This window comes from Maribacter sedimenticola, assembly GCF_900188415.1.
Taxonomy (GTDB): Bacteria; Bacteroidota; Bacteroidia; order Flavobacteriales; family Flavobacteriaceae; genus Maribacter; species Maribacter sedimenticola.
In genome coordinates this window covers 1-12,676 of the sequence record NZ_FZNV01000001.1, presented here as the reverse complement: position 1 = coordinate 12,676, position 12,676 = coordinate 1, and the positions used below count along the sequence as shown (strand labels likewise).

Annotated in this window: 9 protein-coding genes and 1 tRNA gene; 3 read left to right on the top strand and 7 right to left on the bottom strand. The window is 40.6% G+C overall.

What is annotated here, in order from left to right; all coding sequences use genetic code 11:
• Positions 1 to 154 precede the first annotated feature (154 nt).
• A complete protein-coding gene (locus CHB68_RS18480) occupies positions 155 to 331 on the top strand; it encodes a DUF6747 family protein (RefSeq protein WP_179213116.1) in 177 nt (58 codons plus the stop codon).
• Between the two features lie 114 nt (positions 332 to 445).
• On the opposite strand, the gene CHB68_RS00045 is transcribed toward CHB68_RS18480, so the two are convergent.
• The 3 genes from CHB68_RS00045 to CHB68_RS00035 form a co-directional block, all read right to left on the bottom strand.
• Positions 446 to 1,447: a DUF4837 family protein gene (locus tag CHB68_RS00045; protein WP_089258316.1), complete on the bottom strand. Its 1,002-nt coding sequence runs from the start codon at positions 1,445 to 1,447 to the stop codon at positions 446 to 448.
• A 12-nt stretch (positions 1,448 to 1,459) separates the two neighbouring features.
• A complete protein-coding gene (locus CHB68_RS00040) occupies positions 1,460 to 3,103 on the bottom strand; it encodes a LysM peptidoglycan-binding domain-containing protein (protein WP_089258314.1) in 1,644 nt (547 codons plus the stop codon).
• Between the two features lie 119 nt (positions 3,104 to 3,222).
• The gene (locus CHB68_RS00035) at positions 3,223 to 4,413 is read right to left on the bottom strand and encodes a phosphoglycerate kinase (protein WP_089258312.1); all 1,191 of its coding nucleotides are present in this window, start codon (positions 4,411 to 4,413) and stop codon (positions 3,223 to 3,225) included.
• Positions 4,414 to 4,538: 125 nt separating this feature from the next.
• On the opposite strand from CHB68_RS00035, the gene CHB68_RS00030 reads away from it, so the two are divergent.
• Both CHB68_RS00030 and CHB68_RS00025 read left to right on the top strand, forming a co-directional pair.
• Entirely contained in the window at positions 4,539 to 5,699 is a 1,161-nt protein-coding gene (locus CHB68_RS00030) for a DNA polymerase III subunit (protein WP_089258310.1), read from the top strand.
• A gap of 6 nt (positions 5,700 to 5,705) precedes the next feature.
• Entirely contained in the window at positions 5,706 to 6,101 is a 396-nt protein-coding gene (locus CHB68_RS00025; RefSeq protein ID WP_089258308.1) for a DoxX family membrane protein, read from the top strand.
• Between the two features lie 143 nt (positions 6,102 to 6,244).
• Here CHB68_RS00025 and CHB68_RS00020 read toward each other — a convergent pair.
• The 4 genes from CHB68_RS00020 to CHB68_RS00005 form a co-directional block, all read right to left on the bottom strand.
• Positions 6,245 to 6,315: transfer RNA gene (locus tag CHB68_RS00020), tRNA-Cys, on the bottom strand.
• Between the two features lie 103 nt (positions 6,316 to 6,418).
• Positions 6,419 to 6,778, bottom strand: a complete 360-nt coding sequence (folB, locus tag CHB68_RS00015) for a dihydroneopterin aldolase (RefSeq protein WP_089258306.1) — start codon at positions 6,776 to 6,778, stop codon at positions 6,419 to 6,421.
• A 44-nt stretch (positions 6,779 to 6,822) separates the two neighbouring features.
• Positions 6,823 to 7,776 (bottom strand): PorP/SprF family type IX secretion system membrane protein, encoded by a 954-nt coding sequence (locus tag CHB68_RS00010; protein ID WP_449288632.1) that lies wholly within the window; start codon positions 7,774 to 7,776, stop codon positions 6,823 to 6,825.
• A 16-nt stretch (positions 7,777 to 7,792) separates the two neighbouring features.
• The coding region (locus CHB68_RS00005; protein ID WP_143815145.1) for a T9SS type B sorting domain-containing protein at positions 7,793 to 12,676 on the bottom strand (4,884 nt) is incomplete at its 5' end.

Sequence of the window (12,676 nt, the reverse complement as noted above, 5' to 3'; positions counted from 1 at the left end):
CATACACGTTGTTCAACGAGTATTTCTGCCATACAAAGTAACATGTATAATCTGTTTGTTTTTTAAAGGGGAATTCATCCCTTTACCTAATCTTTTCCATAAGGGTTAAATTAATTTGGAACTTTAGATGACAGGAACAACTAAATTTTACATTATGGAAAAGATTATACTTGTTAAGGAAATATATACAGAGGCTTTTAGAAACTGGAGAAGCTACTTACTTGAAAACTATTTTAAACTGTTTTCATGGCTATGTTTTATATTGATAGGGCTTGCCATGTATGCATTGATATACAGGGTGTCTACAGGGTTTTCCTTTAGTAACCTATAGTATTGGAATTTAATATTGGTAGTTTACTAAATTCCCGATTGAAGTAAATACAGAGCGGCCCATGTTAAACATGGGCCGCTCTGTATTTTCTTATCTTATTTTTTTACTTAAAAACTATTCTTTTGTGCTAACGTCATATGAAACGGATTTTAGGATTGCTTCAAGTTCAAACATATAATCCCTTTTTTTCGTGGCAGGGGCAAATACAAACCCTTCTATGACCAATTTTCTGTTGTTCTCCTTATCGTTGATGATATAGGTTAAAAACGGCCCTGCCATAGGATATGCGGACATTTCCCAAATTCCCCTGACCTCTGCCGCTTTTTTGCCGGAAACTTCGGCAGGAAAGACATATGGCGAAAATGCCTTTTCCGTAATCATATGGTTTTTCTTGCCCGGAATATCTTCTCCGGGTATATAAAGGCTTCCTATAGAATCACGCATTTTAATAATATCCTTCGTAAAAGTAGAGTCTCGTTCAAAACTGTCCCAAGGCATAGTATAGGCAATAATGTTCATGTTCCCTTTTTGAATTTCACGGGATATCCAAACAAAATTGTCCTCTTCCCTTCCTACCCTATACACAGAAGGTATATTCATGGAAATATTGAATTTGTCTTCCAAAGCCTTTTCCTTGTTCAAAGATTTTGTAAACCTTTTCTGTGCCTTGCTGATTTCCAGGGTCCTGAAATCCTCTATAAATTCTTTTGAGGTCTTGTGTATATTCTCAATTAATTCTTCTTTGTTTCTACCTTTTAAAACTCCCACCTTTTGTGGCTTTGCATACATGTTGGACTTCATATGGGCCACATTCAAGGAATCTTCCATAACATATAGAATTGAACTTGAATTTTGAACGGAACCAGAAAACACTTGTGGTGGAATTTGGGTTACACTAAATTGTGCTTCGTCCCAGGTAAGTCCGGGAACAGCTGCCGTATAATTTTCACGTATGGCATCCCCAACGCTACTTTTCCATAATTCATTGTCAATTACTACCGTTAAGGTATTCATTGCGCCAACGGATTCCGGCAGGTAATCTGCCTTACCGTTTTCCTTACAGGCATTTAAAAGTCCTAAAACTGCAAAAAAACAAAGTACTAATCTTTTTTTCATTTGGTATTTTATTTACGATGAACAATCACACAATTTAAGTTTTGTGCCCAACTTTAAATTGTTACCGCTAATACCGTTCCATTTTCGTAAATTTTCTATAGTAACTCCAGGATATTTTCTGGAAATGGTCCACAAAGAATCGCCGCTCTTCACTTCATGAACTTTAGAAGTGCTGGTAACCGCAGTTCTGGTTGGGGTTTCCCTTGGCTTTACAGAGGTCCCGGAATTTTTTCTGGGATAGATAGTTAATCGTTGCCCAATTCTTAAATTATTGCTTCGCAATCCGTTCCACTGTTTAAGCTGGCTTACACGAACACCATACCTCTCGGCAATTTTTCCGAGGAAATCACCGTCCTTAACCCTATACCGAATACTATTCTGTTCAGCTTGTTTCTGTATTTCTGCAACTATTTCCTCTTTTTCTTTAAGTTCATTCTTTACATGGGCATAAATTGCTTCTTCATTAGCTACGAATTTTCCCATTTTTCGTACAGGTAACCTCAATGCGTTCGGTTTTCCTTCTACATAAGGGATAACTTCTAATTTGTAATGTGGGTTAAGAATTTTTAATTCATCCTTATCTATGGCCGCCAATTCAGAGATTTGATCGAATGTGATCAGACTTTTAACATGTACGGTATCTGTTTCAAAATATGCACGGTCTACTTTCTTGGATTTTAAACCATGTTCCTCAGCATATTCAAATATATACATGGTAGCCTGAAAAGCAGGAACGTACCCTGCCGTCTCTCGTGGTAGATTTCTTCTAATGTTCCAGTAATTTCTTTGACCACCACTTCTGCGAATAGCTTTGTTTACATTGCCCGGTCCAGAATTATAGGCAGCCAGTGCCAAATCCCAATCATCATATATTCTATACAATCTGTTAAGGTAATTAGCAGCAGCTGCGGTAGACTTGATAGGATCGCTACGCTCATCTACATAACTATTGATGGTAAGTTTCATTTCTTTACCGGTACCGTACATAAATTGCCATAATCCTGTTGCACCTACCCTTGAGCGGGCTTTAGGGTTCAATGCAGATTCCACAATTGACAAATATTTCATTTCTAAAGGAATATTTTTATTGTCAAATTCCTGTTCAAATAAGGGGAAGTAAAATTGGCTTAGCGTCAACATGCGCTCCATTAGACCTCTCTTTCTGGTCAAAAATGATTTAATGACATTTTCCAAAGATGCATTATATTCAATATTAAATGGTGTTCGTTCGTTCAGACGAGCCAACCTAAGTTTCAAAGTGTCCGTGTGTAAGTCATAGACAACTGTAGAGGTAGTGTCAAGTTCCAACACCTCTTGATACATTTCATTAAATAAAGGGGCTGCATCTACGAGCTCTTTCATCCAAAGGCTATCAAATTTTGCAGCTAAGGCATGATCTTTTAAATCATAAGTAGAAGATTCCGTCGGCTTAAAAAGGCTGAGCTCCTTACCCAATGGGTTGTTCGTAATATTAATAGTGTTCTGCGCGCGGATGGTATCTTTAACAGGTAAAGCCTCGTTTACCCTATTAATCACCGCTTCAGAATTGATTGAATCCACAACTACTTGTGTACTCTCATTGTCCTGGGCCAAGACAAAAAAAGGACAGAACAAGAGTCCTAATAAATAACCAGAAGAAAAAGTAAGTTGTTTCATTTTGAGGTGAAATTAATTAACGGAACAAACGAAAATCGTACATTTTTTAAAGAGAATAAAATTAATTCTCTTAAAATGCACAAATTTTCGCTATAAACCGTTTATCGATAACACCTTGGCTACGCTAATATTGCGGCGATACCAGGTAATGTTTTACCTTCTAAGCTTTCTAACATGGCTCCTCCGCCTGTTGATACATAGCTAACCTTGTCTTCAAAACCAAATTGTTTTACAGCGGCTACAGAATCTCCGCCTCCTACTAAGGAAAATGCACCATTCTTTGTTGCCTCATCAATGAAGTTACCTACAGCAATAGTTCCTTTGGCAAATTTTTCCATTTCAAATACTCCAATAGGGCCGTTCCATAAAATGGTTTTAGAGGCCAAGATTACGCTCTTAAAGTTTTCAAGGGTTCGTGGACCTGCATCCAACCCTTGCCAGCCTTCCGGTATTTTATCAACATCTACAATTTGAGTATTGGCATCGGCATTAAAATCGTCAGCAGCCAAAACATCTACCGGAATATGTACTTTGACACCTTTTTCCTTAGCCATGGCCAAAATTTCCATTGCCAAATCCATTTTATCATCCTCACAAATAGAGTCTCCTACCTTACCGCCTTGGGCTTTAATAAATGTATAGGTCATTCCCCCTCCAATGATAAGGTCGTCTACCTTATCCAATATATTTTCAATAATGGTAATCTTGGATGAAACCTTTGCGCCTCCAAGGATGGCCAAAACAGGTTTTTCTCCAGTTGCCATAACTTTTTCAATAGCATCAATTTCCTTGGCCAATAGATATCCAAAACATTTTGCGTTTGGAAAGAATTTGGCAACGATTGTAGTAGAAGCGTGAGCCCTATGTGCAGTACCAAAAGCATCGTTTACATAAATATCACCCAGTTTTGATAATTTTTCGGCAAATTCCTCGTCCCCTTTTTCCTCTTCATTATAATAACGAAGGTTCTCCAACAACAAAACCTCTCCATTTTTTAATTCTGCAACGGCCTTTTCTGCCTTTTCTCCAACACAATCATCTACAAATTTCACGGACACCCCAATAATGTCAGAAACAGCATCACAAATATGGCTTAACGATAGGTCGGCATTTCGCTGGCCTTTTGGTCTGCCTAAATGGCTCATTAATACGGCGCTACCCCCATCTTCCAATACTTTTATAATAGTGGGTTTCGCTGCTTCGATCCTATTTGTATCCGTTACTTCAAATTTATCATTTAAGGGAACATTAAAGTCCACTCTTATTAACGCTTTCTTATCTTCAAAATTAAAGTCATTCAATACTTTCATTGGTTTTTCCTTTTGTTAGGTCACAAATGTAAAGATTAATAGGCTTGTGTTAAAGTGCATACAGGGTTAATTTATACGCTATCGCAATAATTTTGTTATGCTTTAAAACAACTATATTTGAATCTATGTTATTTAAAGATATTTTAGGCCTCTCGCATATAAAAAAGCATTTGTCCTCAAGTGCAGATGCCGGTCGTATACCTCATGCACAACTTTTTGTTGGTCCGGAAGGATGTGGTCTTTTACCAATGGCACTGGCCTATGCCCAATATATAATTTGCGGAAATACTGGTGGCGAGAACAGTGGTCCCAATGAAGCTTGTAATTTAAAGTTCAATTCAATTTCTCACCCCGATGTGCATTTCGCTTTTCCCGTTGCAAACTCGGATAAAGTAAGTTCAAAAGCGGTCAGTGACCATTATATGAAAGAATGGCGGCAATTTATTGTGGAACAGCCCTACGGCAACCTTTTTGACTGGTACAGGTTTATTGAAATTGAAAAAAAACAAGGTCAAATAGGAGTTCACGAAGCTCAGGAAATCGTTAAGAAACTTTCTTTGAAATCTTATGAAGGAGGGTATAAGGTCATGATTATTTGGATGGCCGAAAAATTACACAATGCGGCTTCTAACAAACTACTGAAGTTAATTGAGGAACCGCCCGATAAAACCGTTTTTTTATTGCTGTGCCAAGATGAGGAACAAATTATACAGACAATACAATCACGTTGTCAAATTGTACATTTTCCTCCTTTGGCAGAAGAAGCGGTCGCAAATGCATTGATTGAAAAGGGAGCGGCCAAACCAGAAGCTATGAGAATTGCGCATGAAGCAAATGGAAATTTCAACAAGGCATTGGACTTGCTGAACAATGATTCTGAAGACTTAGTCTTTGAGAACTGGTTTATACAATGGGTTAGAAGCGCGTTCAAGGCAAAAGGCAATAAGGCGGCCATTCATGAACTATTGTTATGGGGAGAAGAAGTTGCAAAAACGGGAAGGGAAACACAAAAGAATTTTCTTCATTATTGTATAGTGGTAATGAGGCAGGCATTAATGATCAATTATGGTGCAGAAGAACTTGCATACCTTAAAATACATAATGATGGATTTCAATTGAAGAAATTTGCGCCTTTTGTACATGAGAACAACATACTGGATATTACCAAAGAATTGGAAGATGCTATTTACCATATAGAAAGGAATGGTAATGCAAAGATTATTTTTACGGACCTATCCATAAAACTTACACGGCTTTTACATAGAAAAAAAGCGGAACTTAATTAATATATCATGAAGACCATCCTTGAACATGCTACCGAAATCTTATTGTTACTTTTTATGTCCATCACCTTTTTACAAAGCGGATTGGACAAAATAACGGATTGGTCTGGAAATATTTCATGGCTTAAAGATCATTTTGCCAAAACACCCCTTAAAAACATAGTGCCATTTATGGTAGGTACTGTGCTGATTACAGAGGTAGTGGCCGGTTTTTTATGCTTGGTCGGAATCTATCTGTTAGTTAGTGAAAACGATGCCACTATTGGTTTTTATGGGGCCGTTTTAGCATGTGTAACGCTGTTGATGCTCTTGTTTGGACAACGCGTGGCAAAGGATTATGAAGGGGCCAAAACCATAGCTGTTTATTTCATACCTGCAATTTTCTTGGTTTTCCTACTGCAGTGACCAAGCAATATATTTTAGCCTATTTATGGCCAAATAAAGTATGTGATTAAAGATGCTTTAGGTGGGTAAAGGATATATTATTTTATTAACTTCCGGTAATTCATCATAAGCAAAAAACCCTTCCAAGGAAGGGTTTTTTTTAGAGGCATCGAGCGGATTCGAACCGCTGTACAAGCTTTTGCAGAGCTGTGCCTAGCCACTCGGCCACGATGCCATTATTTTTAAGAGAGAGCAAAAATAAACAATTATCCTGTTCTAGGACAAATCAAAGTAAAAAATTAAAAATCTTACCATCTTCAGGGCTCTTCATAAGTATACTATTTTCTCTTTAATTTCAAGGCTACGGTAACTTTCTCAACATCTCCGTTAATTGGAGGATTAATCTTAGAAACCGAAATTTTAGCTTTCTCAACAGTGGGCAGTTCCAAAAATATTCTATCCGAAATTCTTTTGGCCACATGCTCCAATAATTTGGATGGTATGGCCATTTCCTGTTTTACTATCTTATTGATATGGACATAATCTACCGTGTCAGATAATTGGTCGGAGATAGATGCTTTGGTCAAATTTGTTGTAACAGAAACATTGACCAAATAATCACTGCCAATATTGGTTTCCTCCTTTAAGCAGCCATGGTGGGCATATGCTTTAATATTTTCTAACTGAACTTTACCCATTATCTACAATCTAAATAGCAAACATAATCAATCTGCCCGAAGATTTAATAGGTACATCTACAATTACTGATTCCTTGGAAAAGGTCAACACCTACGGTGATAACATGGGTACCCGTGCTATATCCTAAAATTTCGTTCAAAATAATTTGGTAGGAATATCCAAAATAAAAGTTACTCTTTTTAAGGCCAAAAAAAGGAGCTATATATAAAGGATCCCCTATTTGGTCATTTAAGAAACGATAGTTCACCCCAGCATAGTAATAATCCTCAAATTCGTACCATCTAAATTTAACGTTAAGATCTGTTTCTGACCTGCCGTCACTTTCAAAAATCTTGAACAGTACTGAAGGTTCAATTTCTAACTGGCTATTTCTATTTTTGGTATATCTATATCCGGAATATAAATAATAGTTTCTCAAGGCCGTAGGCTCGTTTAAACTTGAAAATGTAGATAGATCTATTTCCTTGTCCAATAAGTTGGATACGTTTGCACTCAAGAAAAATTTATTGAGTCTATAGAGCATACCAACATCAAAATTATGGTTGTTCGTCAACCTATTGTTGATGTTTGGGTCACCGCTGTTCTGTGCATCTTCGTTATCTATTCTAAATCCGTTATAGTTATATGAAATTCCAAAGGACAAAAATTCATCATCATATTTGTCCAAGGTCAAATGGTGTGCAAATGACACCCTGGCCCCTTGTTGTTTGGTGTCTCCATTGGCGTCATTATATAAAAAGACCCCAACTCCAGATTTTTCACCTACCCTCATATCTGCCGCTAATGATTGGGTCCTGGGCGCATCTTTGATACCTACCCACTGGGCCAACCCATTTAACCTGATTTTTACATGGTCACCAATACCCGCATAGGTAGGCGACAAGACAAATGGATTGTCTGCCAAGTACTGCGATAATTGAGGCGAATTAAGCTCCTGACCTCTTAAAGCATAGGCACTCAGTAAAAAAACCAACATCAATAGACTGTTCCGCATCATCATTTTAGGTTAAGTTTTAACGATATAGAGTAAAGTGCCCTACAAATTCCCTTTCATCTCTTTCTCCATTCAGTTTGATCACATACCAGTAATCACCAGTAGGTAAAAATTTGCCCGAATATGTACCATCCCAGCCTTCTGAGTCTGCAAATTGTTGGGAAACTACCCTACCATAACGATCAAAAATCTTTATTAGTATTTCTGGAAACTGTTCCATGTTTCTAGGTATCCAAAAATCATTTTGACCGTCCCCGTCAGGAGTAAAGAAATTAGGTAATTCAATGTCTATAAATTCCATATAAATATTGGCAATGGACTCACAGCCGTTTTGATCAACGACGCGCACCTCAAACGTATCGGTTCTATCAATGAAGAACGTATTGCTGTTACCATTATCGATACCGTCAAAATAATAGGTGTAATCTTCTCTACCTCCTTCTGCCACAGCAGTTATCTCATTGAGGTTATGTTGTTCCAACGTCAATGACAATGGGTCAAAAGCTTCAATTACAAAGTCTATAGTCTGTAAACATCCATTGGCATGTGCTATGGTAATATAATGGTTGCCCGGTGCAGAATCCCTGAAATCTGGGTTTAACTGTAAATCTTCCGGATCTACGGAGTCAATGGCATAAAGGACATCTCCTATGACACTATCGTCCTCCAAGGTAATGTTCACATAATTATTAGGCATATCGCTAGAGCATTCGTAAACCGGCTCTACCGTCGCGTTCAAGTTGACTCCTCTTTCTATATCAACGATCACATTGGTTTCACAACCATTGGCATCCCTAACAAAGATCAAATAATTATCCGCTGCCATATTTATAAACTCAGTCCTTCCAAGAACAAAATCCGCATCGCCATTTGCATTGATGGCCGTACTGTAAGGTGCCGTTCCTCCTAATATCTCAAGGACTATAGAACCATCTTGGCTATCCACGCAGATTTCCGGAGTAACCGTTGGGTTAACGACTAACATATCAGGTTCTGAAATGGTATAGGTCAAATATTCAAAACAGCCGTTCCTGTCCTGGGCAAGTATGGTGTATTCTCCCGGTGCAAGGTCTGTAAATGTATTTGTCGTAAATGCTTGGTTCAAGTTTGGAGAAATAGCATATTGATATCCTCCAGCCCCGCCAGAAAGGGTAACCGTTATTTGTCCGTTGTTCTCTCCAGCACAACTTACGTCGATTATACTCTCTGTATAAGATAAAGGAATAGGATCTTCTATGATTACCTCTTCTGCTTGGGTGGTACAATCCTCACTTGTTACAGATACATAATAAGTACCCGCGGACAAGTTTCTGAAAACACCTTGAATTTGAGGTCCGGCAATCCTTGATGCTGGGGACAAGGAACTATCGGTGAATAATTCATATTGATAATTTCCTAATCCACCTTCCGCAGTTGCGTAAATAATGGCGGTGTTTTCACCTGAACAATTTAATACTGCTGCAGTATCATCTACTGTGAGGGTCAACGGCAGAATCTCATTTTCAGTAATGGCATTTGACAATGCGGCCTCACAACCATTTATAGCATCACGTACATAGAATTGATACCTTCCATGTTGGTAGATACCTGCTTCCGGTAATCCTAATGGATTTGTAGTCATTGGTAAATAGGTAATATTGTCAACACTATATTCATACGTACCGCTGCCACCTGTGGCCGTTAATTCAAATTCAGCTCCAGTAGCACAAGTTAATGGGTTGGTTCTCAATAAAGATGCCTGTATTTCAGTTGGTTGTGTAATTTCTACCGTGTTGGTGGTCATATCACAATCCCAACCATCAACCACAGTTATACTATAAATACCAGCACCTAAATCATTGAAATTAGGATTGTTCTGTATACCCGTAGTATTTAAAATGGTTGTACCCGAAGCATCATAATAATTTAATTGATATCCATATGAACCACTTCCTCCTCCGGTGACAATAGCACTTATTACGGCGCCAGTATCCCCATAACAGGCCAAATCCGTAACTATAGGTGTGGCATTGGCAATAATAGGAGTAGCAGGTATAAGTGTTTCTGTCCTGGTGATAAAACATCCTACGTTATCCGCTATTTGAATGGTATAATCTCCAGCCGCAAGGTTGCCAAATGTCATTTCCTGAACATTTTCAACTGTTATGTTTTCTCCGGTTAAGGTATTCGTCAACGTAATATCATACGGCTTATAACCTCCACTAGGAGTTACACTGATTTCACCTTTATCATTGGTACACGTAACTTCCGCAATAGGGTTCACTACCGCATCCAAAGGTCTGTCCGGAGATGCTATGGTTACTACATTGGTGTTTTCCGAGCACAATGGCACAGAGGTTTCCGTAATCTGAACATAGTAATTGCCTCCAGAAATATTTCCTACCTGTCTTGGGTTTACACTTGTATCCGTAGAGACCGTACTTCCAATGGCATTACCTGCAGTATCAAAAATTTGATAGTCATACGTTCCGGAATAGCCATCGATATTAATTGACAATCCACCGTTAGTATCCCCATAACAAGTAACTACAGAGGTTGCCGTAGCGGTTGCTGTTATAAAATCAAAAGGTGCAATAGAATATGTGTCCGTTACTACATAACAACCGGTATCCAAATCTGTGACACGGAAATTATAGGTTCCTACGGCACTTAAACTAAATTCCGCCGTTGTTGCCGTACTTGCCGTAAGTGTTCCGTTACTATTTCCAATTGGTAAAAGTTCAAAGCTATAAGTGTGCGCCAAACCATTGTCCGTAACTGAAATTGTCACTATCTCATCATTCGTACAAGTGATGGCTAAATCTCTGGTCACTGTAGCGATAAACGTATTTATAGGTTGCACCGTTACCGAAGTAGTTTCTGTACATCCATTATCGTCTTTTACAAATACATCTATAATTTGTTCACTACCGTTATCCGCAATATTGAACGTATTGGACCTTTGGAAAATTACATTGTCCAAACTATATAGGTATGGTGAAGTACCTGAAGAAACACCAGAAGTGGTTGCTCCATCCAATACATTCACAGTAATCGTGGCAGTGTTCACAGAGTTATTTGTTGAACAAGTAAACTCCGTTACCGTGGCATCGATCAATAACTGTGTAGGCTCTGAAACCGTCTCGTTCTTAATGCCTTCACATCCTCTGCTCGATACTACACGCACCTGATAATCACCCGCAGCTAATCCAGTAAATAACGGATTATCCTGTAAGGGGGCAATTGGAGTTACCAAATCACTAGTACTATAAAGTTCATATTGATATGCTGGATTCGAATTAGTCGATGGATCTATATTAGCTCTAATACTACCGTCACTTCCACCAAAACAGCTTACGTCTACAATTGTAGCATCCAATAGTACTGGAACTACCGGAGCGTCCAGCACCTGTGTCGCCATGGTCTGGCACACCGGGTTGGTGGTGTCAAGGTCCCTGACCGTGAAAGTGTACGTGCCCGCATCGACCAGGCCGGTAAAGACAGGGTCGTTCATCTGGACAACGTTAGGTCCGCTAGGCGGGGTCATCTCGAACTCAAGGTTCGCGGAACCGCCCGTTACGTTCACCGTAATCGTTCCACCAGGTGTACCTGTACAATCAATAGCTTTATCCACTGTGGTAGTTGCGGACAATTGCTCGTAAAGCTCTACGGGCGGCGTGGTGAAGCTACAGCCCCATTGGTCCGTGATCGTCACCTCGTAGACTCCTGCGCCCAGACCCGAGAATACCCTCGTGTTCTGCGGTGCACGGAAATCGCTGCCGTCCAATATCAATTGGTACGTATAGCCGCTTCCCTGTCCGCCGGTGGGTGCGCTCACCTCGAGCACTCCCTGTAGGTTCGTACAGTTCTCCTGCACCACCTGAAGCGTTGCCGCTATAGGAGCGGGGACGTCGAGTACGATATTGTCCTGGATCAGCCTTTCACAGCCCGCGCCGTCCCTTGCCCATGCCTGGTAGGTGCCAGCCGTAAGTCCGCCGAACGTGGCGTTGGGAACAAAGTCAGTCGGTGCGCTAGGCGCGGCCGTACCCACATAGTAGGTATAGCCTCCCCATCCACCGGCCACGTTGGTAATCGTGATCGAACCGTCGTTGTCCCCAGTGGCACAGGTAATGTCCGTCACTACGGTAGTTCCCGTAATATCGGCACTTGGGCCGCTTATCGTGAACGACTCCCTGTTCGTACAGAACGGGTTGCTGTCCTGGGTCACCGAAACATAATAGTTCCCCGCTCCAAGGTTCACCGTTGGGGCGGCCTCGTCGCCTGTAGCTACGCTAACATCGTCCAGGATATCGTTGGGCGTGCCGTTGGTATCAAACACTTCCCAGTCGAACCCGGCGGCATATGTCGCATCCACAAGTGAGAAGGTCACCTCGCCCGTATCCGTTCCGTAACAGATCACGTCGCTGCTCTTCGCCACATCGATCGTGAACGTATTGGGTTCCTCGATACGTGCAGATGTTGTTACTATACAGCCCGTATCCACATGTCTTACCAAGAAGTTGTACGTGCCAGCGGCAAGTCCGCCGAATACGTTCGTGGAAACATAGGTGGCACCGTTGTCGATACTGTACTCGTACCTCGTGTCGTCGCCCGCTGTGGACGTCGCCGTAACGGTGATCTCGCCCTCAGATCCGGGCGCACAGGTCTCCGTAGTGGTCACCGCAGCGGAAGCCCCGGTCATCTCGTCGAAAGGTAGTACCGTAGCGGTAGTGCTGCCGGAACATCCGTTATCGTCGTATACGTTTATCGTATAGCTCTCACCGGTTCTGTCCGTTACCGTCAGCACGTTGGAGGCGCCCGACTGTACAACGTTGGAGGCGCTATCGATGAACTCATAGATTACATAATTGCCGCTACCGCCCGTAATGCCGCCGTTGACCGTTACCGTGGCATTGTTATCGTT

Coding starts and splice junctions, on each gene's coding strand:
- CHB68_RS18480 (WP_179213116.1), top strand. CDS start 155: ATGGAAAAGATTATACTTGTTAAGGAAATATATACAGAGGCTTTTAGA.
- CHB68_RS00045 (WP_089258316.1), bottom strand. CDS start 1,447: ATGAAAAAAAGATTAGTACTTTGTTTTTTTGCAGTTTTAGGACTTTTA.
- CHB68_RS00040 (WP_089258314.1), bottom strand. CDS start 3,103: ATGAAACAACTTACTTTTTCTTCTGGTTATTTATTAGGACTCTTGTTC.
- CHB68_RS00035 (WP_089258312.1), bottom strand. CDS start 4,413: ATGAAAGTATTGAATGACTTTAATTTTGAAGATAAGAAAGCGTTAATA.
- CHB68_RS00030 (WP_089258310.1), top strand. CDS start 4,539: ATGTTATTTAAAGATATTTTAGGCCTCTCGCATATAAAAAAGCATTTG.
- CHB68_RS00025 (WP_089258308.1), top strand. CDS start 5,706: ATGAAGACCATCCTTGAACATGCTACCGAAATCTTATTGTTACTTTTT.
- folB (WP_089258306.1), bottom strand. CDS start 6,778: ATGGGTAAAGTTCAGTTAGAAAATATTAAAGCATATGCCCACCATGGC.
- CHB68_RS00010 (WP_449288632.1), bottom strand. CDS start 7,776: ATGATGCGGAACAGTCTATTGATGTTGGTTTTTTTACTGAGTGCCTAT.